This is a genomic window from Mycobacterium liflandii, from assembly GCF_022354805.1.
GTDB lineage: Bacteria > Actinomycetota > Actinomycetes > Mycobacteriales > Mycobacteriaceae > Mycobacterium > Mycobacterium marinum.
This window is the reverse complement of the sequence record NZ_CP023138.1, coordinates 2,805,512-2,831,107: the sequence shown is the minus strand read 5'-3', so window position 1 is coordinate 2,831,107 and position 25,596 is coordinate 2,805,512. Positions and strand designations below refer to the sequence as shown.

Genomic DNA, 25,596 nt, shown 5'->3' with positions numbered 1-25,596 from the left:
CCGTACTCGCTTACCCTGGCAACCATGACCGAGCTGACTCAAACAAGCCAAACAAGCACCGACAACATCCGCACGGTCGAGGGCTTCCTGAGTGCGCTTCAGGACGCGGACTACGAAGCGGCGAACGCGGCCCTAGACGACCACCTGGTGTACCAGAACGTCGGACTGCCGACGATCCGTGGCCGGAGCCGGGCGATGCGGCTGTTCCGCCAGATGGACGGGCGCATGGGGTTCGAGGTGAAGATCCATCGCGCCGCCGCCGATGGAGCCGCCGTACTCACCGAACGCACCGATGCATTGATTCTCGGCCCGCTGCGAATTCAGTTCTGGGTCTGCGGCGTGTTCGAGGTACACGACGGGCGCATCACGCTGTGGCGCGACTACTTCGATTTCTACGACATGACCAAGGCATTGCTGCGCGGGGTGGCCGGCGCGGTGATCCCAGCGCTGAAGGCACGCATGTAGGTGCACACCTAGCGGCGCGGTAACCCACCCAGTTCGTCGAAGGCCTGCGCCCAGCCGGCCAGGCGATCGGTAGCTCCGACCAGTTCGTGGCGGTAGCGCTGCTGCGACACCGCCTCGGCCACGGTGGCACCGTTGGCCGACGAAACCAATTGCGCTGCCGCGGTCACCATCTCGTTGTACTGACGCACGCCGGCGCCTAGTTGGGCGGTAAAGGCATTGATGGTGGGCACCAGTTGGCCACGCGAGGATTCCGAATACTGCGCCGCCCGCTCCATCGATACCACCTGGGCAGCCGTGGCGGCCATCGCCGCGGCGCTGTGGTTGGCCGCATCGGTCAGGTCCTGGATTTCGGCCGCAGGTACCAGCGCGCCCCGCTCCATCACACCCAACAGCGAGAAGAATCCACGTTCGGAGGCGCCCAGGGCGGCCATCGCGGGGCGGGCGGCCGAACCCATCGGCGGCAACCGCCGGGTGGTGGTCGGCCGCTGTGACGGCAACGGCTCCGACCGCAGCCAGTAGTAGCGGAAAAACAGCAACGTCGCGGGAATCACCTGCACCACCGCGATCGCTCCTGTGATCTGCAGCAGCAACGCGAACCAGCCCCACGCTGCCAGCACCGCCGTCACCGCGGCCCAAAAGACGCAGCCGGCGCTGAAGATCAGCGCCCACCGCAGCGCACGGCGGCGGCGGCGCAGCTGGCGAGCTCGCGGATCGGTGGCAGCGCTGATCTTGCGGGCGGCGAAGTCGGACAGATCACCCACGAAGTCGAGACCCCGCTGCAGCAACGCACGCCGCTGGCCGCGCTGAGCCGACTTCACCGCCATGTGAGACTCTCCGCCCTACTGCTGACCAAAAGGTTTCTCTGCGACCGCCCCACCGGTTTCGGTGGCCCCAGTGGCACCGGGAGTGGCCGCGCCTCCCGCCGGCAGCGACTCGCCGCGCATCGAGGCCCGGATCTGTTCCAGCCGGGAATGACCGGCCATCTGCACGCCGGCCTGCTGAACTTCGAGCATGCGGCCCTGCACCGAACTTTGGGCGAGCTCGGCCTGACCGAGTGCGGTGGCATACCGGCGTTCGATCTTGTCCCGCACCTCATCGAGGCTGGGGACGTTGCCGGGGGCGGCAAGCTCACTCATCGACCGCAGCGACGAGCTGACCTGCTCTTGCATCTTTGCCTGCTCCAGCTGGCTGAGCAGCTTGGTGCGTTCGGCGATCTTCTGCTGCAGCACCATCGAGTTCTGCTCGACTGCCCGCTTGGCCTGAGCCGCGGCATTGAGGGCCTGGTCGTGCAGCGCTTTGAGGTCTTCGACGCTCTGCTCGGCGGTCACCAGCTGGGCGGCAAACGCTTCGGCGGCGTTGTTGTACTCGACCGCCTTGGCCGCGTCGCCAGCGGCGGTGGCCTGGTCGGCCAGCGTCAGCGCCTGACGCACGTTGACCTGTAGCTTTTCGATGTCGGCCAGCTGGCGGTTGAGGCGCATCTCCAGCTGGCGCTGGTTTCCGATCACCTGTGCGGCCTGTTGGGTCAGCGCCTGATGGGTGCGCTGGGCTTCCTCAATAGCCTGCTGAATCTGCACTTTGGGGTCGGCGTGCTCGTCAATCTTGGAGTTGAACAGCGCCATGAGGTACTTCCACGCTTTGACGAACGGATTGGCCATCGGTTAGCTCCGCCTTCGTTTCTTGTGGGCCGGGTGGGTCCCGGGTAGGGCCCGATTGAGCTCAGCACACTTACCCTGTCGCTCAATTTAGTGGGTCCGGGCCGATCTCCCCACCCGTGATCCCATAACTGATCGACACCAGATCGGCTGCGCCGCGCTCAGGCCACCGCCAGCGACGCTACCTGGGGAATGACCAATCTGGTGCCGGCATCGATGGTGGCTCCGGTCGGCGCGGTCTGGATCGCGCGTTCGTCACGCGCCATCCGCTCACCCGCACCGATGAGCACCTCAGACAGCGGGACCTGCAACGCGTCGCAGATTGCATTGAGCAATTCGCTGGACGGCTCCTTGCGGCCACGCTCGATCTCGGACAGATACCCCAGACTCACCCGAGCGGTGTCGGACACCTCCCGCAGCGTCCGGCCCTGTGAAGTTCGCTCCCCGCGCAACACGTCGCCAATGACCTCGCGCACCAATGACGCCATCGTGCTCTCCTCCATCTGCCTTCAACATCCATGACGGCCAAATCAAGCACCCAAATGCGGTTCAAGCGCCCGACCAGCAGCGCCCAAGAGCACTGGTTCTTAGATGAACGCGGCGTGAGCTGGTGTGGTTCCCGCTGGCTTACGACGCGCGTTTTCCGGCACGAATTTCGCGGACGGTCGATACCACGTAGTCGATCCCGGTCACCACCGTGAGCACGATTGCGGCGGCCATCACGACCACCGCCGCCATGTGCAGCGGGCCGGAAAGCGGCAGGACGAACAGCCCGATCGCCACCGCTTGGACGACGGTCTTGAGCTTGCCGCCCCAGCTGGCGGGAATGACACCGCGGCGGATGACAGCCAGCCGCAGCATGGTCACCCCGAGTTCGCGGCTCAGGATCAACACCGTGACCCACCACGGCAGGTCGTTGAGCATCGATAGCCCGATCAGCGCCGCCCCGATCAGGGCCTTGTCCGCGATCGGATCAACAAACGCCCCGAATTCGGTGGCCATGCCGTAGTTGCGGGCGAGCAGTCCGTCAAATCGATCGGTGATGCTGGCAACCGCGAATACCGCCCATGCCGCTATCCGGAAAGTCGTTTGGTGACCTCCGTCATAGAACAGGAGGTACAAGAAAATCGGGACCAGCACAAAGCGCAGGCCAGTCAGGACGTTGGCTAGGTTGGCGATCCCTGCGGTTCCCGGCACCTGACCTGTTTGCGGCTGCCCTGACACCGCAACAGAATAACGGTTGACCAGCCGCCCCGCCGCCGATGTCGATACTGTTTTCTCGTGACCGAAAGTCAACAGGATTTCCGGCCGGTGGTCCGGCGTGCCAGAACGTCCGACGTCCCGGCGATCAAAAAGCTTGTCGACACCTATGCGGGGAAGATCCTGCTGGAGAAGAACCTGGTCACCCTTTACGAAGCGGTTCAGGAATTCTGGGTTGCCGAACACCCCGAAATCCAGGGCAACGTGATCGGCTGCGGGGCCCTGCACGTGTTGTGGTCGGACCTCGGTGAGGTCCGCACCGTCGCGGTGGATCCCGCTATGACCGGGCACGGCATCGGCCACGCGATTGTCGACCGACTGCTCGAGGTGGCCCGGGAACTGCAGCTAGAGCGACTATTCGTGCTGACGTTCGAGACCGAATTCTTCACCGCGCACGGGTTCACCGAGATCGAGGGCACGCCGGTGACCGCGGAGGTGTTCGAAGAGATGTGCCGCTCCTACGACATCGGCGTCGCGGAGTTTCTGGATCTGAGCTACATCAAGCCCAACATCTTGGGCAACACCCGGATGCTGTTGGTGCTTTAAGCCGTCACCGATCAATCCTCGTCCGGCGCGTCGTCGGCCACCCCGCCCCTGATCAAGGCCAGCGTTCCGGCCAATTCATCGGGCTTGACCAGCACCTCGCGGGCCTTCGAGCCTTCGCTCGGCCCGACGATGTTGCGCGTCTCCATCAGGTCCATCAGTCGGCCGGCTTTGGCGAACCCGACCCGCAGCTTGCGCTGCAACATCGAGGTGGAGCCGAACTGACTGGACACCACCAACTCCACGGCCTGCAGCAGCACGTCCATGTCGTCACCGATGTCCGAGTCGACGTCGGTGCGCTCACCGGTGGGCTTGGCGTTGGTGACACCCTCGGTGTACTCGGGCTCCGCCTGATCCTTACACGCGGTGACAACGGCGTGGATCTCCTCGTCGGTGATGAACGCGCCCTGCAGCCGGATCGGCTTGCCGGCGCCCATCGGCAGGAATAGGCCGTCACCCATACCGATCAGCTTTTCCGCGCCCGCCTGGTCCAGGATCACCCGGCTGTCGGTCAGTGAGGATGTGGCGAACGCCAGCCGGGACGGCACGTTGGTCTTGATCAAGCCGGTGACCACGTCGACCGAGGGCCGCTGGGTGGCCAGCACCAGATGGATGCCGGCGGCGCGGGCCTTCTGGGTGATCCGCACGATGGCTTCCTCGACGTCACGCGGCGCGGTCATCATCAGGTCGGCCAACTCGTCGACGATCGCAACGACGTAGGGATAGGGCTTGTACACCCGCTGGCTGCCCAGTGGCGCGGTGATCGCTCCCGATCGCACCTTCTCGTTGAAGTCATCGATATGACGCACCCGGGACGCTTGCATGTCCTGGTAGCGCTGTTCCATCTCCTCGACCAGCCATGCGAGAGCGGCCGCCGCCTTCTTTGGCTGCGTGATGATCGGGGTGATCAGGTGCGGAATGCCTTCGTAAGGGGTCAGTTCCACCATCTTCGGGTCGATCAGGATCATCCTGACCTCTTCCGGGGTGGCCCGGGTCAGCAGGGAGACCAGCATGGAGTTGACGAAGCTGGACTTTCCGGACCCGGTGGAACCGGCGACCAGCAGGTGCGGCATCTTCGCCAGGTTGGCCGAGATGAAATCGCCCTCGATGTCTTTGCCCAGGCCGATCACCAGCGGGTGGTGGTCGCGGCGGGTCGTCGGAGCGGTGAGCACGTCGGCAAGCCGCACCATTTCGCGGTCGGTGTTGGGCACCTCGATGCCGACCGCCGACTTGCCGGGGATGGGAGCGAGCATCCGCACGCTCTCGGTGGCCACCGCGTAGGCGATGTTCTTCTGCAGCGCGGTGATCTTCTCCACCTTGACGCCGGGCCCCAGCTCGACCTCATACCGCGTGACGGTCGGACCGCGGGTGCAGCCGGTCACCGCCGCGTCGACCTTGAATTGGGTGAGCACATCCCCGATGGCGCCGGCCATGTGACTGTTGGCGGCGCTGCGCTTCTTGGGCGGATCTCCCGCCACCAACAGTTCCATCGATGGCAGTGCGTAGGGCCCCTCGACGACACGGTCGAGTACCAGGGTTTCCTGCTTCTCCGCCGGGGCGCTGCGGCCGGACTTTCCGGCCTTGCCGGCGCCGCGCGCGACGGCAGGTTCTGGAACGGTCGGCGCATCCGGCTCCCCGATTTCGCCGTCGGGCTCCGTGTTCGGCGAGGGCCAGGCCCGCAGCTCCTCGTCGGGCCGCAGCGGCACCTCGTCGTAGTAGCCGTCGGAGAAGTCCTCACGCGCGACTTCCACCGTGTCGGCATCATCACCGGCGAAATCCGAGTAGCCCTCGTAGTCATCGCCGTCGTCGAACTCGTCATCGTAGTACTCGCGCTGCAGCAGCCGGGTTCCGAACAGACCACGTAGCACATCGGGAACCTCGCGGATTGTGGTCCCGGTCAACAGCAATAGTCCGAACAGCGCCCCGATGAACAGCAACGGAGCGGCGATCCACACGGTCAGCCCGTCGGATAGCGGTCCACCGATCGTGAATCCGATGAACCCCGCGGCACGCTGGCGCAACTCCGGGGATTCCGGCGAACCCGCCCACAAGTGCCGCAAACCCAGGAAAGACAGCGCGATCAGGCTGGACCCGAGAATCAGCCGGGGCCTGGTGTCGGGGTTCGGCTCGGTGCGCATCAGCACTATCGCCGTGCCTGCAAGAACGATCGGGAGCAGCACCACCGCCGAGCCGATGAACGTTCGCAGTACCGCATCCACCCACGCGCCGACCGGGCGGGCGGCGTCGAACCATGAACTCGCGGCGACGACCACCGCAATGCCCAGCACCACCAGCGCCACGCCGTCACGGCGATGCCCGGGTTCGATGTCACGAGCGCGCCCTATCGACCGCGCCGCCCCGCCGGTGCCCTTGGCCGCCATCATCCAGGTAGCGCGCATGGCTCGGCCGCCCGCGAGCCCGGCCACCTTGAGCACGGACTGATTGCGCCGCGGGATCGGCTTGGCTACCCGCTTGGCCGGCTTGCCCGCCGGCTTTCTGGTCCCCTTCGCCGGCCTTGCCGGCCCGGCGGAGGCAGTAGCTCTCCCGCCTCGGGAAGCGCCCCCTAAAGCGGCCTTTGACCTGCTCGTTCGGGCTCCGGAGCGCGCAGCGGTCTTACTAGCCATGCCAGCAAGACTAGTCGCAATTGCATCATCTGCACCACTTGCCACACTGGTAACGCAGGCTTCACCAGCATGTGCCCGCCTCGTTATCTTCGGGCCTGAGTAGGGTGGCCAAAGGTGACCAAAGTCATGCCCGGTCACACCACCAAAAACCCGCCGCAGTCTCCCCAGGAGGTCCCAGCATGCCCGTCGTCGTCGCCACGCTGACCGTCAAGCCGGAGTCGGTCGACGCCGTCCGCGACATCCTCACCACGGCGGTCGAAGAGGTGCACGGCGAACCCGGCTGCCAGCTCTACTCGCTGCATCAAACGGGCGAAACCTTCGTTTTCATCGAACAGTGGGCCGACGCGGAGGCACTGACCGCCCATAGCACCGCGCCCGCGGTGGCCAAGATGTTCACCGCGGCCGGCGAACACCTGGCCGGGGCGCCGGACATCAAGATGCTGGCGCCGATCCCCGCGGGAGATCCCGACAAAGGTCAACTCCGTCAGTGATGAGCCGGCCACTGGACGGCCCACTGAGCGGCCGTGTTGCCTTCATCACCGGGGCGGCGCGCGGGCAGGGTCGCGCGCATGCGCTTCGACTGGCCCGCGACGGCGCAGATGTCATCGCGGTCGACCTGTGTGACCAGATCGCCAGCGTGCCGTATCCGCTGGGCACCGCCGAGGAATTGGCAACCACCGTCAAGCTCGTCGAGGACACCGGCGCCCGCATCGTGGCCAGCCAGGCCGACGTCCGGGATCGGGAAGCACTGGCCGCGGCGCTGCAAGCCGGGATCGACGAATTGGGCCAGGTCGACATTGTGGTGGCCAACGCCGGTATCGCACCGATGCAGTCCGGCGACGACGCCTGGCGTGACGTTATCGACGTCAACCTCAGCGGCGCCTACTACACGGTCGAGGTCGCGATACCGACCATGATCGAACAGGGCCGGGGCGGGTCGATCGTTCTGATCAGCTCGGCGGCCGGATTGGTTGGCATCAGCAGCGCGGACGCCGGCGCCATCGGCTACGCCGCCTCCAAACACGCGTTGGTCGGGTTGATGCGCGTATACGCGAACCTGCTTGCACCGCACAGCATCCGGGTCAACTCGCTACACCCATCCGGGGTGGATACCCCGATGATCAACAACGAGTTCATCCGGCGCTGGCTCGCCGACCTGGTCGCCGAGACCGGCTCCGGCCCCGGCGCGGGCAACGCGCTGCCGGTGCAGATCCTGCAAGCCGATGACATCGCCGGTGCGCTGGCCTGGCTGGTGTCCGACGAGGCCCGTTACATCACCGGCGTCGCCCTGCCGGTGGATGCCGGCTGTGTGAACAAGAGGTAGTTGATGACCCGAAATCCCGCTGCGCAGACCGCCTTCGGCCCGATGGTGCTGTCGGCTGTCGAACAGAACGAGCCCGCCGAGCACCGCCTGGTCGACGACGACCTGGCGGATCTGTTCCTGCCCAGACCGCTGCGGTGGCTGGTCAGCGCGACCCGGCCGGCCGGCATTCGGCGCCTCTTCATCCGCTGGTCGGAGTGGTCCGGCAGCGGGCTCTGGGTCAATCTGACCTGCCGCAAACGATTCATCGGCGACAAACTTGGCGAGGCGCTCGACGACGTCGATGCGGTGGCGATTCTGGGCGCCGGGCTGGACACCCGCGCCTACCGACTGACCCGCAAGGTGCGCATTCCGATCTTCGAGGTGGACCTGCCGGTCAACATCGCTCGCAAGGCCAAGACGGTGCGACGGGTGCTGGGCGAACTACCGTTGTCGGTTCGGCTGGTGGCGTTGGACTTTGAGCATGACGACCTGCTCACCGCATTGGCCGAACATGGCTACCTCACCGACTTCCGGGTGTTCTTCATCTGCGAGGGCGTCACCCAATACCTCACCGAAGAGACCGTCCGGCGGACCCTGGAGGGGCTGCGCGCGGCGGCACCGGGCAGCCGCCTGGTGTTCACCTACGTCCGCCGCGACTTCATCGACGGAACCAATCGCTACGGCACCCGGACCTTGTACCGCTCGGTGCGCCAACGGCGTCAACTGTGGCATTTCGGCTTGCTGCCCGACGAGGTCCCCGAGTTTCTTGCCGAATACGGCTGGCGGCTGGTGGAACAGGCGGGGCCCGACGAGCTCGTCCAGCGCTATGTCGAGCCGGCCGGCCGCAAGCTCAACGCATCTCAGATCGAATGGTCGGCCTACGCCGAAAAACTCTGAGCCGGGCCGGAAGCGGCCGGTCCTCAGACTTCGATGACCGTGGGCACGATCAGCGGCTGCCGACGGTAGGTCTCACCGACCCATTTTCCGACGGTGCGGCGCACCCCCTGCGCGATCCTGATCGGATCGGTGACGTTGGCGGCAACCAGAGATTCCAGCTCGGCTTCGACCTTGCGCACGGCGGGCTCCAGCGCCTTGGGGTCTTCGGAGAATCCACGCGAATGCAGATGCGGCACAGCCGCGGGACGCCCGGTGCCCCGGTGCACGACCACGGTCACCGCGATAAAACCCGACGACAGGATCAGCCGCTCGCCCAGGGTGATTTCGCCGACATCGCCGGTGATCAAACCGTCGACGAACATCTTGCCAACCGGGACCGCACCGGCGATCGAAGCCTTGCGCCCCACCAGATCGACGCTGACCCCGTTCTCCGCCAACAGGATTGACTCCGGCGCCACCCCGGCGCTGGCGGCCAGCTTGGCGTTGGCCCGAAGCATTCGCCAGGTTCCGTGCACCGGCATGACGTTGCGTGGTCGCACCCCGTTGTACAGGAACAACAGCTCACCGGCGTAGGCATGGCCGGAAACGTGCACCCGGGCTTGGGCGTTGGTGACCACCCTGGCGCCGATCTTGGAGAGCGAGTCGATGACGCCGAAAACCGCTTCCTCATTGCCGGGGATCAGCGACGACGACAAAACGATGAGATCACCGGCAGTCAGCGTGATGCTGCGGTGCTCACCGCGCGACATCCGCGACAACGCCGACATCGGTTCGCCCTGGGTGCCGGTGGTAATCAACAACACCTGTTCGGGCGGCATCATCTCGGCGGCACCGATGTCGATCACATCGGAATCGTCCACCCGCAGAAAGCCCAGTTCCCTGGCGATGCCCATGTTGCGCACCATGGAGCGCCCCACGAAGGAAACTCGCCGGCCCAGTGCCACCGCGGCGTCGATGATCTGCTGCACCCGGTCGACGTTTGAGGCGAAACACGCCACGATGACCCGACCGTCGGCACCCCTGATCAGCCGGTGCAGGGTGGGACCCACCTCACTTTCGGAGGGCCCGACACCGGGGATCTCGGAGTTGGTCGAATCACACAGGAACAGGTCAACACCGGCATCGCCGAGGCGCGACATGCCCGGTAAGTCGGTGGGGCGACCGTCGAGGGGCAGCTGATCAAGCTTGATATCACCGGTGTGCAGCACGGTTCCCGCGCCGGTGTAGACGGCGATCGCAAGGGCATCCGGCACGGAGTGGTTGACGGCGAAGTATTCGCACTCGAACACGCCGTGTCGACTGCTCTGCCCCTCCGCGACCTCGACGAACACCGGTTTGATCCGGTATTCGCGGCACTTGGCCGCAACCAGCGCCAGGGTGAACTTGGATCCGACGATGGGGATGTCCGGACGCAACCTGAGCAAGAACGGGATAGCCCCGATGTGGTCCTCGTGCGCGTGCGTGAGCACCAGCGCCTCGATATCGTCCAGGCGGTCCTCGATATGGCGCAGGTCGGGCAGGATCAAATCGACGCCCGGCTCGTCGTGGGTCGGGAACAGCACGCCGCAGTCGATGATCAGCAGCCGCCCCAGATGCTCGAACACCGTCATGTTGCGGCCGATTTCGTTGATGCCGCCCAGCGCGGTGACCCGCAACCCCCCGGAAGCCAACGGCGCTGGTGGGGGAAGTTCTTCGTTCACCGTCGACTCACCCTGGGATTCACCGAAGCACGGAGGCCGCGCGCATGTCAGCGGCCAACACGTCGATTTGCTCAGCGGTGGCGGCGACCTGCGGCAGCCTCGGGTCACCGACCTCGATACCTTGCAGCCGCAAGCCGGCCTTGGACAGCGTCACCCCGCCCAGTCGGGTCATCGCGTTGCACAGCGGACTGACCGCGACGTTGATCTTGCGGGCGGTGGCGACGTCCCCGGAACTGAATGCCGACAACATCTCCCGTAGCTGGCCAGCCGCCAGATGACCGATCACGCTGATGAAGCCGATGGCGCCCATGGCCAGCCAGGGCAGGTTGAGGGCGTCGTCGCCGGAGTAGTAGGCCAGTCCCGTGTCGGCCATGATCTGGGCACCGCTGGGCAGGTCCGCTTTGGCGTCCTTGACGCCGACGATGTTCGGGTGCTTTGCCAGGGCGCGGATTGTTTCGGACTCGATCGGCACCGCAGACCGCCCGGGGATGTCGTAGAGCAGCACGGGCAGCTCGGTCGCATCGGCCACCGCGGTGAAGTGCGCCAATAGCCCCGATTGTGGCGGCTTGGAGTAATACGGGGTCACCACCAACAGACCATGGGCGCCTTCGGCCGCAGCGGCCTTCGCCAGCCCAATGCTGTGCGCGGTGTCATTGGTGCCGGCCCCCGCAATCACCCGAGCCCGGTCGCCCACCGCTTCCAAGACGACTCTGAGCAGCTCACGCTTCTCGTCGTCGGTGGTAGTGGGCGACTCGCCGGTGGTACCGGAAACCACCAGTCCATCGCACCCCTGGTCCACCAGGTGATTCGCCAGTCGCGCCGCCGCGGCAAGATCAAGGGCGCCGTCGGAGCCGAATGGTGTCACCATCGCGGTCAGCAGTGTTCCCAGGCGTGCGGGAACGTCGAATCCGACGGTGCTCACGGTTCCCAAGATTACCTGGCGGCAGCAATCTTTTTTTGCACCGGCGCAAGCGTGCGTGTTTGTCCGCCGACACGCCGCGAAGGCTGCCCGGATACGCATCCTCGCGCCAGGGCCGGACTCAGAACTCGGTGGCCAGCGGGCTGGTGGCGACCTCGCTGCCGTCGGCCAGGGTCGTGACCTCGAAGTCGGCGAACACCGCTGGCGCCACCGCGACGAGCTGACGCAGGCACTCGATGGCCAGCCGCCGGATCTCCACATCGGCATGCTCGCTGGCCCGCATGGCTATGAAGTGCCTCCACGCTCGGTAATTACCGCTGACCACGATCCGGGTTTCGGTCGCGTTGGGGAGCACGGCACGAGCGGCCTGGCGAGCCTGTTTGCGCCGCAGGACGGCGTTGGGCTGGTCAGCGAACCTGGCTTCCAGCTTGGTCAGCAGTTCGATGTAGGTGGCACGGCTGGCGTCGGCGGCGGCGATCAGGATTTCGCGCAGCTCGGGATCGTCCTCCAACCCCGGCGGCACGACGACCCGCGAGTCACCTTCGGGCACGTAGCGCTGGGATAGCTGCGAGTAGGAGAAGTGGCGGTGCCGGATCAGCTCGTGGGTGCACGATCGCGAGATGCCGCTGATGTAGAACGACACACTGGCGTGCTCGAGCACGGCAAAGTGCCCGACGTCGATGATGTGGCGCAGGTAACCGGCGTTGGTCGCGGTCTTGGGGTTGGGCTTGGACCAGCTCTGGTAGCAGGCGCGACCGGCGAACTCGACCAGCGCCTCGCCTCCGTCGGCGTCGGTGGTCCAGGGCACGTCGGGGGCGCCAAGAACTCGGTCTTGGCGATCAGCTGTACGCGTAGCGGCGCAGTCTCGGCCACGGCGCTCACCTTAAGGCGTGCCGAGCGGCGACGCGAGGAGGAGCTCTCCCCCACTGACGGCGACCTCGCCGGTGACCAATCCCGGTAGCAGCGCGTCGCGCAGCGCGGCCAGCTGCGCGCACTGGCCACGGCGGGCATGACACAACGCGCCCAGATCGGTGATCGTCGCGGACTGGGCGGCTCCCAAGCGCCGGACGTCTGGCACCTGAAGGTCGAGCAGGTCTTTGGGCCCGATGCGCTGGTGACTTCCCGATGTTCCGGCGACCAGCTGTGCCAGCGAGGTTGAGACTTCGGGCTGACGCAGCGCCGACCACAGCACCGAGGTATCCACCCCGAGCGGGCTCAATACGACGAACTCGCAGCTGGCCAGCGCCATCTGGGGCGGCAGGCGCACCACGTTCCAGATTCGCGGTACTCGGGGGTTCAGTTTCGCGAACAGCACACAGGGTTCGGACAAGTGGAACTTGCCGCTTTTGACCGATGCCCCGGCAACCGGCCGGGCGTGCGCCCCCGCATCAAAGGCGGGAAGGCTGAAATGGGCAACAACGTCGTCAAAGTCAGCGGGATTGACCAACTTCGTCGACCGGCGCGCCAGGCCCGACAGCCCGACGCGCGCATCGACCGACCCGACCATCGCGACCATCAGGGCCTCGGCGGCCTCGATGACCCGCTCGTTGTTGGCGATCTTGTCGTCCAGGGCGCCCAGCACCTCGGCGATTCGCCGACGCTCAGGTGCTTGGGCAACGTGGACCGAGACCTCGCGAAGAGTCCGCTGATTCAGCAATGGCTGTCCGGATCCCGCCCGGTGTTCATTGAGCCGGCACGTCTGCAGTGCGTAATACCAGTACCGGGTTTCCGCAGGGTCATTGGCACGGCAAACGTAGGCGTTATCGGTGACCCAGACATCGGAGTCGCAGTAGCGCACACTGCCGCAATAGGATCCAACGCGCCCCACCACAATCAGCGGACCGCTGACGTTGTGTTCGGCCGCGAAGCCGATCGGCCCGTTCGCACCGTATACGGGAACCCGGCCCCGGGCGCGTCGCGGCGGAGAGCAACTGCCGCTGCGGAATTCGAGGTGCTCGCCGAGCCTCACCTCCACCGCACCCGCCCCAACTGCGCACGCACCGCCTCGTCAAGTTTTGTCGATTCATCCAGCGCGGCCAGCAACTGGGTGGTCAACCTTGTGAGTTTGTCGCCGATCGGTTCGCCGTCAGCACAGGACGCTCCAGTCCCCACATAGCGCCCCGGCGTGAGCACGTACCCCTCGGCGCGGATCTCATCCAACGACGCCGACCTGCAAAATCCCGGAATATCCTGGTAAACAGCACCTTTCGCGACGGCTGATGCGGATCCGAACCAGCCGTGATAGGTATCGCCGATGCGGGCTACGTCGTCATCGGTCAGGGTTCGCTCGCAGCGGTCCAACATGCTCCCGAGCCCGCGCGCGTCGATGAACAGCACCTGGCCCGAACGAGCTTTCTTGTCCTTGGCGAAGAACCACAGACACACCGGAATTCCGGTACTGCGAAACAGCTGCGTCGGCAGGGCGACCATGCATGAGACCAGGTCTGCATCAATGATTCCAGCGCGAATCCTGTCCTCTCCATTGGTTTTCGATGACATCGAGCCATTGGCCATCACCACCCCGGCCTGACCTGTCGGCGCGAGCTTGGACAGGATGTGCTGAATCCAGGCGAAGTTCGCATTTGCGGCGGGCGGAGTGCCGAACCGCCAACGCGGGTCCTGTTCGTCGCGGGCCCAATCCTTGATGTTGAAGGGCGGATTGGCCATCACGTAGTCCATCGGCACGCCGTCGTGTTGGTCGGTGGCGAAGGTGTCGCCCCAACGCGCGCCCAGGCCCGCATCATCGATCCCATGGACGGCCAGGTTCAACTTTGCCATCCGCCAGGTCTGCTCGACGCTCTCCTGACCGTAGATCGATATCTGCGCGGGGTCCCCGTCGTGGGCGCAGATGAAGCGCTCGGTTTGCACGAACATCCCGCCCGATCCGCAGCACGGGTCATAGATCCGACCGCTCGAGGGTTCGAGAATCTCCACGATCACTCGAACGACGCTGGGTGGGGTGAAGAATTCGCCGCCGCGTCGTCCCTCCGCGCGCGCGAAGTTGCCGAGGAAGTATTCGTACACCTCACCCATCAGGTCACGCGCGCGATGACTTGGCCGGCCACTGAATCGCGCCGCGCCGAGCACCTCGACCAGTTCGCCGAGCCGCCGCTGATCGACCTTGTGATACAGCTGCGGCAGGGTCGCGGCCAGCGACGGATTGGCCGTCATTACCGACAGCATCGCCGTGTCGATGAGCTGGCCGATGTCCGGTGATTTCGCATTGCCGGCCAACGCTTCCCAGCGCGCTTCGGGGGGCACCACGAATGGCTTGCGCCCGTCTCGGGCATCGGAAACGAACTTGAGAAAGACCAGGCCGAGAATGACGTCTTTGTACTGGCTGGCCGGAATGGACCCGCGCAGCTTCTCGGCGCCTTTCCAGAGCGTGTCTTTGAGCTCTTTCATCGTCGACGGTGCCATCAGCCGGTCCGCCTGACGGCGATCGCCAGCTCCCCGGCCAGATCACCCCGTCCGGACGCGCTGACCCCGCTCAATCCCAGCCACGGCGCCATCGACGCCAACTCACCGGCGAGTGCCGCGGCGACCCGCGGCCCCGATGCGTCGGGTTCGGCGAACGCGCCCACCACCAGCAGGGTGTCGGTGGAACGGTCGGCCTTGAGGTCCACCCGTCCCACCAGCTGCCCGTCCAGCAGCAGCGGCCAGACGTAGTAGCCGTATTGGCGTTGGGCGGCCGGGGTGTAGATCTCGATGCGGTAGTGAAAGTCGAACAGGCGCTGCACCCGGGGCCGGAAAAAGATCAGCGGGTCAAACGGACACAACAGTGCGGTGCCGCGATCACGTCGTGGCAGGGATCGGCCCGCCCGCAGATATGCCGGGGCCGACCAACCCTGCACCTGCACCGGCTCGACCTCACCGGCGGCTACCAGATCGGCGAGCGCGGGCTTGACCTGCTGCGCGGACAGCCGGAAGTAGTCGCGGATGTCGGCCTCGGTCCCCACCCCCAGCGCGGAGGCCGCCCACAATACGAGTTCGCGAACCGCCTCGTCATCGTCGACCTGCCGGGCCAGCACTTCGGGCGGCAACACCCTTTCCACCAGGTCGTAGTGACGAGCGAAGCCCAACCGGGTGGCGGTGGTGAGCACGCCGGACGCGAACAACGCCTCGGCAACCCATTTGGTGTCGCTGCGATTCCACCAGGGCCCCTGGCCCCCGCGCGGCTCCGCTGCCAGGTGAGCTTCGATCTGTCCCGCGCTGGACGGGCCGAGTTCGGCAACAGCGGCAAGGACGTCGTCCACCAGGCGCGGGTTGGCCTTGACGATCTCGGTGCCCCACCTGCCGTGCCGGTACTGCCGCATCCGCCAGCGCAGCAACGGCCAGTCTTCGACGGCCATCAGCGCGGCCTCGTGCGCCCAGTATTCGGCAAGCAGCCGCGACGAGGGCGGGCCCCACGCGACCCGGTCCAGCACCTCCCGGTCGTAGGGCCCGAGCCGGCTGAACACCGGCGCGTAGTGGGCGCGCACCGCCACCGACACCGAATCCAGCTGCAGCACCTGGATCCGGGAGATCAGCCGCCTCAGGTGTGCCTTGTTGATCCGGCCGGCCGGCTTGGGTTCGGCGAACCCCTGTGCGGCGACCGCCACCCGGCGGGCCTGGGCAACGGTCAAGGTGCTCATAGTCGGCGGTAGCTGTGCATCCGGTATCGCAGTCCCGAGCGGCTGACCAGCCACTCCCCGAGGTGCCAGCCCAGGTCTGGTCGAGCACGGGGGCCAGGGCGTCCTCGTCCTCGGGCGGTAAGTCGACGTCGACCTCGGTGACTTCACACCTGTTCGCCAGGGGCAGCGCCAGCGCGTAGATCTGGGCACCACCGATCACCCATGTCTCGGCATCCGGCTCGGCCGGACACAACGCCTGCTCGAGGGAACCCACCACCTGCGCTCCGTGCGCCACCAGACCAGTCTGGCGGGTCACTACGACATTTCGCCGGCCTGGCAGTGGCCGGTGGGCGGCGGGCAGGGAGTCCCAGGTCCGGCGGCCCATCACCACGGTGTGCCCCATGGTGAGCCGTTTGAAGTGCGCGAGATCCTCGGGCAGTCGCCACGGGATGCCGCCATCACGGCCGATGACCCCGGAGGTGGACTGAGCCCAGATCAGGCCCACCGACGTCATCTGCGCCTCATACAGCGACGGGAGCTTTGATCGCGGGATGGGGATCATAATCCTGCACGACGACGTCCTCGTAGGTGTAGTCGAAGATCGAATCCCGTTGCGACAAGATTAGTTTCGGATAGGGCCGAGGCTCGCGACGCAGTTGCTCGGTGACCTGTTCGACGTGGTTGTCATAGATGTGGCAATCGCCGCCGGTCCAGATGAACTCGCCGACCGAAAGACCGGCCTGAGCGGCCATCATGTGGGTGAGCAGGGCGTAGCTGGCGATGTTGAAAGGCACCCCCAGAAACAGGTCGGCACTGCGCTGATACAGCTGGCAGCTCAGGCGGCCGTCGGCGACGTAGAACTGGAAAAAGGCGTGACACGGCGGCAGCGCCATTTGCGGGATCTGGCCGACATTCCAGGCCGACACGATGATGCGCCGCGAATCGGGGTCGGTACGCAGCAGTTCCAATGCGGCACTGATCTGGTCGATGTGCTCACCCGACGGAGTCGGCCAGGATCGCCACTGAACTCCGTAGATTGGGCCGAGACCGCCTGTTTCGCTGGCCCATTCGTCCCAGATGGTCACACCGTGCTGCTGCAACCAGCCCACGTTGGAGTCGCCGCGCAGAAACCACAGCAACTCATAAACGACCGACTTGAAGTGCACCTTCTTGGTGGTCAGCAAGGGGAAACCGCAACCGAGGTCGTACCGGATCTGCTGGCCGAACAGGCTGCGGGTCCCGGTGCCGGTGCGGTCGGATTTGGCGGTGCCCGTTTCGAGCACCCTGCGCAACAGATCCTCGTAAGGCGTCGCGATCGGCACGCGGTCAGCTTAGCGGTGATCGCGAGCCCAACGAAGCCAGGCACGGCGCGACGGCGCCGCCGAAGCTGGGGCGATCTAGCAGGAGTAGAACGGGTGCCATGCCGATAATCAGTGACAGCGTCTCCACTCCCGACGGCACCTGCCCGGTCCGTTTGTTCACTCCTGCCGGCCCGGGTCCCTGGCCAGGCGTGATCATGTTTCCCGACGCCGGCGGGGTGCGCGAGACCTTCGAGCAGATGGCGGCCACATTGGCCGGCCACGGCTACGTCGTGCTGCTGCCCGATGTGTACTACCGCGAGGGCGATTGGACGCCGTTCGCCATGGAAACGGTGTTCGGCGACGCGGACGAGCGCGCTCGACTCATGTTCATGCTCGGAACCCTGACGCCGGACCGGGTCACCCGCGACGCGGGCGCATACTTCGACTACCTGGCCACTCGCCCGCAGGTGAGCGGCGAGCGTTTCGGTGTATGCGGCTACTGCATGGGTGGGCGGATCTCGGTGCTGCTGGCCGGCCGGCAGCCGGACCGGGTGGCCGCCGCGGCGTCCTTTCACGGCGGTGGCCTGGTGACCGACAATCCCGACAGCCCGCATCTGTTGGCCGACCGGATGACCGCCAGGCTGTATGTGGGCGGCGCCACAAACGACCCGTCGTTCACCACCGACCACGCCGAACAATTGGAGAAGGCGCTGACGGCTGCGGGTGTCGAGCACACCATCGAGTGGTACCCGGGCGCGCACGGGTTCGCGGTTCCCGATAAGCCGCCCTACGACGAAGCCTGCGCGCAGCGGCACTGGACCGCGATGACCGACCTGTTCGCCGCGACGCTGTCCCGCTAGGCCCCCGGCCCCGCCGCAGGATTCAGCTCACCGGGAGGTTGACCAGCTTGGCCAGTCGACCGCGGTGGCGATACGCGGTGCCGAGCGCCAACTGGTCGCTCTTGGCTCGCTTCAGGTAGAGATGGGCCGGATATTCCCAGGTCATCCCGATGCCTCCATGTAGTTGCACACACTCCTCAGCGGCGTGCACCGCGACATCACCGCAGTAGGCCGCGGCGATCGCCGCCGCAATCGCCGCGTCCTCATCACCGCGAGCACAGGTGTCAGCGCCGTAGCGGGCCGCGGCCCGCTCTGAGCCGACTTCCAGCCACAGGTCCGCCAGCCGGTGTTTGATCGCTTGATAGGAACCGATGGCACGGCCGAACTGTTTGCGCTGCTTCGTGTAAGCCAGCGTGGTGTCAAAGCACCACTGCGCAATCCCGAGCTGCTCGGAGGCCAGCAGCGCGGCACCTGTCTGCAACGCCTCAGCCAGCGCGGCCTCCGCCGAGCCGAGACCGACCGGTGCGGACGCGGCCCCCGAAAACACAACGTCGGCAAGCGGTCTGGTCATATCGAAGGCCAGCAACGGCACTATCTCGACGCCGGGCGCATTGGCGCGCACCGTATGCAGTTCCACTCCGTCGGCCCCGGCGACCGGCACCACCAGCACGTCGGCCTCCCGGGCACCCGCCACGCCGCAGACTCGCCCGGACAGCCCAGCGCTGCCACGACTCACCCCGGCAACGGGGTCACCCGGCGCCGTGTCCAACGGCACCACCAGGGCCGCGGTGAGCTCACCCTGCGCCAGCTCCGAGAGGGTCTCGGTCTCCCCGGAATGCAGCAACGCGACGGTGGCCAGTACCGCACTGGACAGGAACGGGACCGGCGCTACCGCCCGGCCGACTTCCTCCATGACTACCGCCGCCTCGCGCGCGCTGGCGCCGGCCCCACCAAGGGACTCGGGCACCAGCAAACCCGCGACCCCGAGCTCGGCGGCCATCGTGCGCCACAGCTTGGCGAAGTCCGCCGGAGGCGAGTCGTAGGCGGCCACCACCGATTCGGGCGGGCAGCGCTCGGCGAACAACTGCCCAACGCTGGCCCGCAGCGCTTCCTCGGTGTCGGAGTACAGCAAGTCCCCGGTGCTCATCGGTCCAGGTCCTTCCAGGCGAGGGTCTTGTCCACGCGGTGTTCGCCGGGCAATCCCAGGACCCGCTCGGAGATGGTGTTGCGCAGGATTTCTGAGGTGCCTCCCTCGATCGAGTTACCGCGAGCCCGCAGGTACCGGTAACCGGGCCCGCGTCCGGTGAGATCAACCGTGTCGGGTCTGCGCAGCGTCCAGTCGTCGTACTGCAGACCGGATTCGGGGTGTAATTCCAGTTCGAAACCCGAGATCTGTTGCGCGAGCCGGGCAAACGCCACCTTCATGCCCGCCCCCTCCGGCCCGGGCTGACCCGAGGCGGCCTGCTGGCGCAGCCGTTCACCGGCCAGCCGCAGCACCTCCGCCTCGACCCACAGCCGCATCATGTCGTCGTGCATCGCCGGGTTGCGCAGCGCCGGTTCGGCGCGCCACGCTTCGGTGACCTTGCCGATCATGCCGCCCTCCCGCGGGACACCGGTTCGGGAGCCGATAGCGACGCGCTCGTTGTTGAGAGTGGTGGTCGCCACCCGCCAGCCACCGCCTTCGGGACCAAGCCGGTTCGCGTCGGGCACCCGGATGTCGGTCAGGAACACCTCGTTGAACTCCGCTTCGCCGGTGATCTGGCGCAGTGGCCGGATGTCGATCCCCGGTTGGGTCATGTCGCACAGTAAATAGGTCAAACCGGCGTGTTTGGGCACGTCGGGGTCGGTTCGCGCGACCAGGATCGCCATTTGCGCATGTTGCGCCATCGACGTCCATACCTTTTGCCCGTTGACAATCCAGTCCTGGGGCCGGTGTGGATCGCGAACGGCGCGGGTTGCCGCGGCGGCCAAGTCGGATCCGGCCCCGGGCTCGCTGAACAACTGGCAGTAGAGATGCTCTCCGGTGAACAACGGGCGCAAGAACTTCTGTTTCTGCTCCGCGGTGCCGAACGCGGCAATGGTCGGTGCCGCCATGCCGATGCCGATGATGTTTCGCCCGCCGCCGGCCGGCGGTGCACCGGCGGCGGCCAGCTGCTTGTCGACCTGCGCCTGGTAGGTGTGCGGCAGGTCGAGCCCGCCGAACCCGACCGGAAAATGCACCCAGGCCAGCCCGGCGTCAAATCGTGCACCGAGAAACTCGCGCGGGTCACTCGTGGCCGGGGGGTGCGCGTCGAGCAGAGTCTGGACCCGCGATTGCAGGTCGTCGGCGGCCGTCACGAGGCGCTGCCCGGCCGGGACTGGAAACCCGCCGCGCTGCCGAGCAGCAGACCGCCGTCAATCACCATGGTCTCGCCGGTGATCCAGCTCGCCGCGTCCGACACCAAAAAGCCGACGGCTTCGGCGACATCCACCGGTTCCCCGATCCGTCCGAGCGCGATGTTGGCCGCCAGCGGGTCCTCGTGGTCTTTCCACAGCGCTTCGGCGAGCTTGGTGCGCACCACACCGGGGCAGATCGCATTGACGCGCACCCGCGGTGAAAGTTCCAGCGCGAGCTGCTTGGTCACATGGATCAGGGCGGCCTTGGTGGCGTTGTACATCCCCATGGCCGGCGATTGGTGCATTCCGCCGATCGAGGCGGTATTGATCACGACGCCGCCGTGTTCGCCCATCCAGGCCTTGACCACCAGCGAGGTCCACATCAGCGGGGCCCACAGGTTGACATCGAAAATCTTGGTGAACCGGGCATGGTCCTGCTCGATCAGCGGACCGTAGGCCGGGTTGGTTCCCGCGTTGTTGATCAGGATGTCCACGCTGCCGAAGCGCTCGAGCGCGAGGTCGACGCACCCTCGCGCAGCCTCCTCATCGACCGCGTGAGCGCCGACGCCCACCGCCCGCTCACCCACCTCAGCGGCGGCGGCGTCGGCGGACTCCTGCTTGCGCGCGGTGAGCACCACGTTGGCGCCCGCGCCGGCGAGACGTTGTGCGATGGCCAACCCGATACCCCTTGAGGCTCCGGTGATTATCGCGGTGCGGCCGGTCAGATCCAGTGAGGTCATCGTGGTGTGCCTTCGGTTGTCGGTGAGCCGGACTCAGTCAATAACATCGTTGACGGGCACCTGTTGCACTCAATCCCTGCTGCCATGTTTCGGGCAGGCGCGCGCGTGGTATGCGATAAGGATGTTAACGAAATCACACCTCATCAAACCACTGGTGGTGGCTGGGGCTGTCGCTACTGCGATCGCCGCAGCACCGGTTGTCACAGCCGATGCCGTCGCGGCGGCCGGCCCGGCAGCGGCCACCACAGCAATCACTTTCCTCGCCACCGAACAGCCCGGCGGCAGCGGCTGCGACAGCAACGGCAACTGCGGATCCGGAGGGGTCAACGGTGGCCCCGGCGGCGGACCGGGCGGCCAAGGCTGCATCCCCGGCGTCGGTTGCGGCTCCGGAGGCCAGTTCTCCGGACCCGGTGGCGTGCCGGGCGGCCAGGGCTGCATCCCCGGCGTCGGTTGCGGCTCCGGCCACGGATAACCAGCCGCGCGAACCGTCAGCGTCCCGGCAGTCTGGTGATCCAGGCCCGGGACTCTGCCAGGTCTATCACGTCATCCAGTTCGAATGTGGTGGCCGACCGTAGCGCTTTGCCGTGTTGGTAGGCGGCCTGAACAAGACGATCGAAGAGTTCTTGGCGCTCGATGTCGTCGGCGGCCGCCGCGAGTTCTTTGCTAAAGCCAAGGCGGGCCGCCCCTTCCAAGCCCATGCCGCCGATCTCCCCGGTGGGCCAGGCGATGGTGAATTCGGGGGCATGAAAGGAGCCGCCGGCCATCGCCATGGCTCCCAGCCCATATCCCTTGCGCAAGATGATCATTCCGAGCGGCACCGTCAACCGTGCGCCGGCCAGAAACATCCGGCCGAACCGGCGGACCGAGGCCTGCGTTTCCGCGTCTGGCCCAGACCATGAACCCGGGCGTGTCACACAGTGAGATCACCGGCAACCGAAACGATTCGCAGAGCATGAGGAAGTCGGTCGCCTTGTCCGATGCTTCGGCATCGATGGCACCACCGAGGTGGTGACTGCTATTGGCGATCAAACCGTAGGCAACACCCTCGATCCGAACGAGTGCGGTGACGATGCCCACCCCATAGTCGGCGCGCAACTCCAATACCGAACCGACGTCCACAATGGACTCGATCGCACGGTGAACATCGTAGGCGCGCAACCGATTCTCCGGCACCACCTGGCGGGCCAACCGCGGATCCGGCGCCTGCCAACCCTCGACCTTGCCCTGGAAGTAGCCGAGATACCGTTTGGCAAGCGACACCGCATGGGCTTCGTCGCGGGCGACCAGACTTACCACGCCGTTTCGTCGTTGAACATCGATCGGGCCGATCGCCTCCGGGGGTACACCCCGAGCCCACCGCCCTCGATCATTGCGGGACCACCCATCCCGATGTTGGCGTCCGGGGTCGCAATGATCACGTCGCATACTCCGGCGAGTGCGGCATTGCCGGCGAAGCAGCGGCCGGAAACGATCGACACCAACGGCACCCGCCCGCTGAGTCCGGCCAGCATCCGGAAGGTCGGCACATCGAGTCCGGAAATGTTGCCGAGGTCGGTGTCCCCCGGCCGGCCACCACCGCCCTCGGCAAACAGCACGACCGGAATCCGTTTTCGAGCGGCCAGTCCGAAGACACGATCGGTCTTGGCGTGGTTGCGCATGCCTTGGGTTCCGGCCAGCACGGTGTAGTCATAGGACACCACCACCGCCTCGGCGGCGTTGCTTCCGAAGCGATCCGCGCCGATGGTTGCCAGCCCGGCCACCAGGCCGTCGGCCGGAGTGCTCACGATCAGGTCTTGCTCGGAGCGCCGGCTGCGTTGCGCCGCGATCGCCAGTGCACCGTATTCGACGAAGCTTCCGGCATCCACCAGGTCGGCGATGTTCTCCCGCGCCGTGCGTCGGCCTTGCTTGTGCCGCTTGCCGACGGCGAGTTCCCTGCCCTCGTCCAGAGTCAGCCGGTGGCGCGCCCGGACCTCCTCGAGATCGGCCCGCGAGCGATCCAGATCGACGGCCGCCAACGATGATTCGACGTCTTCTCCAGCATCGGTGCGGCAGAAGACTACTAGCGGGTCGCCCGTCGCAACGACCTGACCGGGCGTCACCAGTATCCGGACCGTGTGAAGCCGATGCGGCGCCGCCAGCACATGCTGCATTTTCATCGCTTCCAGAACCACCAGTTGGTCACCGGCGCCGATATCGACGCCCTCGGGCGGAACCTCGACGACGGTGCCCGCCATTTGGGCGCGCAGCGCCTGTTCACCGGGGTACAACTCGAGGGCCACCACACGGACCTCGCGCTGCTGCGACTGCGCCGCCTCTAACAGCGCCGGGAGTATCTCGTCGAGGAAGGTCGTCGGCACCACTCCGGACACAAGACGCTCATCCGAGAGCACTTCCCGCAACAGACCGGCGTTGGTCGCGATGCCCTCGATGCTGAAATCGGACAACACGGTCCGGGCCTTGCGCAACGCTGCCGGAAACGAAGAACCGTGTACGTGGGTGATCACCTTGGCCAGCAGCGAGTCGTAGAGCGGGCTGGGGACCAGGCCTGGCCGGCCATAGGTATCGACCCGCACGCCCGGACCGCTTGGCGGCGAGAACACGTTCAGGGTGCCGGTAGCGGGCGAGACCGAGCCGTCAGCGGCGAGGGTCTCCATGTTGATCCGGGTCTGGATGGCGATCCCGCGGCGCACGGCGGGCTCGCCGATGACTTCACTGCCGTCAGAGGCGATACCGGCGGGTAGTCCGAGCTGATGACCCAGTTCATAGTAGGAGGCGCCGCCGGCGATCGCCAACTGTGCGGCCACCAGGTCCACCCCGGTGACCTCTTCGGTGATGGTGTGTTCCACCTGAATTCGCGGATTGATCTCGAGAAAGACGAACTTGTCCCCCGCAACCAAGAATTCGACCGTGGCCACCCCGCGCAGGCCTACCCTGGCACACAACCGCGCGGCGGCCTGATGCAGCTGACGCCGCAGCAGGTCCGAAAGTTGCTGGGCTGGCGCTATTTCAACCAGCTTCTGGTAGCGCCGCTGGATACTGCAGTCCCGGTCACCAAGAGCCAGGGCACGTGTTTGGTGCCCGACGGGGGCGGCGACCACCTGGACCTCGATGTGGCGCGCGTTGTGCAGCAACGCCTCAGCGAACAGCGCGGGATTGCCGAATCCGAGTTACGCTTCGGCCGCGCACTGCCGGTATGCGTTGTCGATCTGGTCACCGCACTCGACCTTGCGCATTCCGCGGCCGCCACCGCCGGCCAGCGCCTTGATCATGATGCCGCCATCCTGGTCAGCGAAGAAGGCACGGACGTCCTCGACGCTGCTCGGCCCTTCGGTCGCGGCCAACACCGGCACTCCGGCGGCAGGCGCGACGCCACGGGCAGAGGCCTTGTTGCCCACCAGGTCCAGTACGTCGGCGTCCGGCCCGACAAACGTGTAGCCCGCGGCCGTGCAAGCCCACACAAATTCGGAGTTCTCGCTGAGAAATCCGTAGCCAGGATGGATCAGGCGGGCCCCGGCCTTCGCGGCCGCCGCGAGGATCGCCGCTCGGTCCAGGTAGGCGCATGCGCCCTTGCCAGGCAAACCGATCGCCTCATCGGCAGCGTGCACGTGTGGGGTCTCGGCGTCGTCTTCGGCATACACCGCCACCGTCGCGATTCCCAATTCATTTGCCGTGCGGATGATTCGCAGCGCAATCTCACCGCGGTTCGCGATTAGCAGAGTCATGAGTCCCGTCGGTTTTTCAGGTCAGTGGGGATCACACGACAACTTGCTTGGGCATGACGGTGGGTTTGAATCCATAGCGTGGCCCGGCAAAGCCCCCGCCCTTGCCTGCTACTGCCATTCCCGGTCCACCCGGCATCGCCGCTATTGGCCCGGATTCCTCGGGTACGGCCCAGCCGCTGCCGTCCAGCGCCGTGGTGCCAGAGGTCAGCGCGGGCGCGGCGCTGGACCAACCGACCGGAACCGACAACTTGCCCACCCCGGCGGCCTGCCCCAGACCCGCCTCAACGCCGGCCCCGCCGAAGCTCAACGGCGCCACCGCATGCCTTAGGCCCGCCGCGGGCGCGAGGGCTGGGGCAAGATCGGCAGCCACGGGCGCGCCCGCGGTCTCGATGGCGTTGAGGGTGTGGCCGAGGAAGACCGAATTGGGGATGGCCGCCATGACGAACCATGCCGCGGTGTTGACCGCACCGTTGATGGCGTTCTGCAGGAAGGGTGTCCCCAGCACGCTGCTGATGTCCTGAACCAGGGTGCTCAGCCCGGTCGCATCGACCAGTGATGCCGCCGGGGATGCCAGACCCATGACCGCCCCTGGCACGTTTGTGATCAGATTGCCCAGGCCCACCTGCTCGACAGTGGTGGCCG

22 protein-coding genes and 3 pseudogenes are annotated in these 25,596 nt (G+C 66.3%); 7 read left to right on the top strand and 18 right to left on the bottom strand.

Annotation, left to right across the window (positions count from 1 at the left end; all coding sequences use genetic code 11):
• Positions 1–24 precede the first annotated feature (24 nt).
• A complete protein-coding gene (locus tag CKW46_RS12740; protein ID WP_012393761.1) occupies positions 25–465 on the top strand; it encodes a limonene-1,2-epoxide hydrolase family protein in 441 nt (146 codons plus the stop codon).
• Between the two features lie 8 nt (positions 466–473).
• On the opposite strand, the gene pspM is transcribed toward CKW46_RS12740, so the two are convergent.
• From pspM to pgsA, 4 genes are all read right to left on the bottom strand, one after another.
• Positions 474–1,289 (bottom strand): phage shock envelope stress response protein PspM, encoded by an 816-nt coding sequence (pspM, locus tag CKW46_RS12735; protein ID WP_012393760.1) that lies wholly within the window; start codon positions 1,287–1,289, stop codon positions 474–476.
• A 15-nt stretch (positions 1,290–1,304) separates the two neighbouring features.
• Positions 1,305–2,120, bottom strand: coding sequence for a phage shock protein PspA (pspA, locus tag CKW46_RS12730; RefSeq protein ID WP_012393759.1), 816 nt, complete (start codon positions 2,118–2,120; stop codon positions 1,305–1,307).
• 158 nt (positions 2,121–2,278) lie between these two features.
• Positions 2,279–2,605, bottom strand: a complete 327-nt coding sequence (clgR, locus tag CKW46_RS12725; RefSeq protein WP_012393758.1) for a transcriptional regulator ClgR — start codon at positions 2,603–2,605, stop codon at positions 2,279–2,281.
• Positions 2,606–2,744: 139 nt separating this feature from the next.
• Positions 2,745–3,341 (bottom strand): CDP-diacylglycerol--glycerol-3-phosphate 3-phosphatidyltransferase, encoded by a 597-nt coding sequence (gene pgsA / locus CKW46_RS12720; RefSeq protein ID WP_482053220.1) that lies wholly within the window; start codon positions 3,339–3,341, stop codon positions 2,745–2,747.
• Between the two features lie 57 nt (positions 3,342–3,398).
• On the opposite strand from pgsA, the gene CKW46_RS12715 reads away from it, so the two are divergent.
• The gene (locus tag CKW46_RS12715; protein WP_011741175.1) at positions 3,399–3,923 is read left to right on the top strand and encodes an amino-acid N-acetyltransferase; all 525 of its coding nucleotides are present in this window, start codon (positions 3,399–3,401) and stop codon (positions 3,921–3,923) included.
• An 11-nt stretch (positions 3,924–3,934) separates the two neighbouring features.
• Here the strand turns inward: CKW46_RS12715 and CKW46_RS12710 are convergent, their stop codons facing one another.
• Positions 3,935–6,544, bottom strand: coding sequence for an FtsK/SpoIIIE family DNA translocase (locus tag CKW46_RS12710; protein ID WP_482053219.1), 2,610 nt, complete (start codon positions 6,542–6,544; stop codon positions 3,935–3,937).
• Between the two features lie 179 nt (positions 6,545–6,723).
• Between CKW46_RS12710 and CKW46_RS12705 the strand changes: the two genes are divergently transcribed.
• Genes CKW46_RS12705 through CKW46_RS12695 form a run of 3 tightly spaced genes read left to right on the top strand, consistent with a single transcriptional unit; the run spans position 6,724 to position 8,744 of the window.
• On the top strand, positions 6,724–7,035 hold the full coding sequence (locus tag CKW46_RS12705; protein WP_012393755.1) for a putative quinol monooxygenase: 312 nt from the start codon (positions 6,724–6,726) through the stop codon (positions 7,033–7,035).
• Positions 7,035–7,868, top strand: a complete 834-nt coding sequence (locus CKW46_RS12700; RefSeq protein ID WP_134427546.1) for a mycofactocin-coupled SDR family oxidoreductase — start codon at positions 7,035–7,037, stop codon at positions 7,866–7,868. The genes CKW46_RS12705 and CKW46_RS12700 overlap by 1 nt, the downstream gene beginning before the upstream one ends.
• A gap of 3 nt (positions 7,869–7,871) precedes the next feature.
• The gene (locus CKW46_RS12695; protein WP_015355302.1) at positions 7,872–8,744 is read left to right on the top strand and encodes an SAM-dependent methyltransferase; all 873 of its coding nucleotides are present in this window, start codon (positions 7,872–7,874) and stop codon (positions 8,742–8,744) included.
• A 23-nt stretch (positions 8,745–8,767) separates the two neighbouring features.
• Here the strand turns inward: CKW46_RS12695 and CKW46_RS12690 are convergent, their stop codons facing one another.
• From CKW46_RS12690 to CKW46_RS12655, 8 genes and pseudogenes are all read right to left on the bottom strand, one after another.
• Positions 8,768–10,444: a ribonuclease J gene (locus CKW46_RS12690; protein WP_117435763.1), complete on the bottom strand. Its 1,677-nt coding sequence runs from the start codon at positions 10,442–10,444 to the stop codon at positions 8,768–8,770.
• Positions 10,445–10,463: 19 nt separating this feature from the next.
• The gene (dapA, locus tag CKW46_RS12685; protein WP_011740207.1) at positions 10,464–11,366 is read right to left on the bottom strand and encodes a 4-hydroxy-tetrahydrodipicolinate synthase; all 903 of its coding nucleotides are present in this window, start codon (positions 11,364–11,366) and stop codon (positions 10,464–10,466) included.
• A gap of 118 nt (positions 11,367–11,484) precedes the next feature.
• A pseudogene (gene thyX, locus CKW46_RS12680) lies at positions 11,485–12,236 on the bottom strand (FAD-dependent thymidylate synthase).
• A gap of 10 nt (positions 12,237–12,246) precedes the next feature.
• A complete protein-coding gene (locus CKW46_RS12675; RefSeq protein ID WP_015355299.1) occupies positions 12,247–13,338 on the bottom strand; it encodes a restriction endonuclease subunit S in 1,092 nt (363 codons plus the stop codon).
• Positions 13,329–14,783 carry a class I SAM-dependent DNA methyltransferase gene (locus CKW46_RS12670; protein WP_015355298.1) on the bottom strand — a complete coding sequence of 485 codons (1,455 nt, stop codon included), beginning with the start codon at positions 14,781–14,783 and terminating at the stop codon, positions 13,329–13,331. Before CKW46_RS12670 ends, CKW46_RS12675 begins: the two co-directional genes overlap by 10 nt.
• Positions 14,783–15,997 carry a winged helix-turn-helix domain-containing protein gene (locus tag CKW46_RS12665; protein WP_482053218.1) on the bottom strand — a complete coding sequence of 405 codons (1,215 nt, stop codon included), beginning with the start codon at positions 15,995–15,997 and terminating at the stop codon, positions 14,783–14,785. Before CKW46_RS12665 ends, CKW46_RS12670 begins: the two co-directional genes overlap by 1 nt.
• Positions 15,994–16,490 (bottom strand): annotated as a pseudogene (locus CKW46_RS12660) (dihydrofolate reductase). Before CKW46_RS12660 ends, CKW46_RS12665 begins: the two are co-directional and overlap by 4 nt.
• A 7-nt stretch (positions 16,491–16,497) precedes the next feature.
• Positions 16,498–17,298, bottom strand: coding sequence for a thymidylate synthase (locus CKW46_RS12655; protein WP_117435759.1), 801 nt, complete (start codon positions 17,296–17,298; stop codon positions 16,498–16,500).
• A 98-nt stretch (positions 17,299–17,396) separates the two neighbouring features.
• Between CKW46_RS12655 and CKW46_RS12650 the strand changes: the two genes are divergently transcribed.
• Positions 17,397–18,137: an alpha/beta fold hydrolase gene (locus CKW46_RS12650; protein ID WP_015355294.1), complete on the top strand. Its 741-nt coding sequence runs from the start codon at positions 17,397–17,399 to the stop codon at positions 18,135–18,137.
• 22 nt (positions 18,138–18,159) lie between these two features.
• Here CKW46_RS12650 and CKW46_RS12645 read toward each other — a convergent pair whose 3' ends face one another.
• The 3 genes from CKW46_RS12645 to CKW46_RS12635 are packed head-to-tail and all read right to left on the bottom strand — an operon-like array spanning position 18,160 to position 21,232.
• A complete protein-coding gene (locus CKW46_RS12645) occupies positions 18,160–19,263 on the bottom strand; it encodes an acyl-CoA dehydrogenase family protein (RefSeq protein ID WP_482053217.1) in 1,104 nt (367 codons plus the stop codon).
• The gene (locus tag CKW46_RS12640; protein ID WP_015355293.1) at positions 19,260–20,453 is read right to left on the bottom strand and encodes an acyl-CoA dehydrogenase family protein; all 1,194 of its coding nucleotides are present in this window, start codon (positions 20,451–20,453) and stop codon (positions 19,260–19,262) included. Before CKW46_RS12640 ends, CKW46_RS12645 begins: the two co-directional genes overlap by 4 nt.
• The gene (locus tag CKW46_RS12635) at positions 20,450–21,232 is read right to left on the bottom strand and encodes an SDR family oxidoreductase (RefSeq protein WP_012393743.1); all 783 of its coding nucleotides are present in this window, start codon (positions 21,230–21,232) and stop codon (positions 20,450–20,452) included. The genes CKW46_RS12640 and CKW46_RS12635 overlap by 4 nt, the downstream gene beginning before the upstream one ends.
• 142 nt (positions 21,233–21,374) lie before the next feature.
• Here CKW46_RS12635 and CKW46_RS12630 point away from each other — a divergent pair, with 142 nt between their 5' ends.
• A complete protein-coding gene (locus CKW46_RS12630; RefSeq protein WP_172900676.1) occupies positions 21,375–21,704 on the top strand; it encodes a PE-PGRS family protein in 330 nt (109 codons plus the stop codon).
• A 16-nt stretch (positions 21,705–21,720) separates the two neighbouring features.
• Here CKW46_RS12630 and CKW46_RS12625 read toward each other — a convergent pair.
• Together CKW46_RS12625 and CKW46_RS12620 are read right to left on the bottom strand one after the other, a co-directional pair.
• Positions 21,721–24,954: pseudogene (locus CKW46_RS12625) on the bottom strand (acetyl-CoA carboxylase family protein).
• A 31-nt stretch (positions 24,955–24,985) separates the two neighbouring features.
• Positions 24,986–25,393 carry a PE/PPE C-terminal domain-containing protein gene (locus tag CKW46_RS12620; RefSeq protein WP_412176902.1) on the bottom strand — a complete coding sequence of 136 codons (408 nt, stop codon included), beginning with the start codon at positions 25,391–25,393 and terminating at the stop codon, positions 24,986–24,988.
• Between the last annotated feature and the right edge of the window lie 203 nt (positions 25,394–25,596).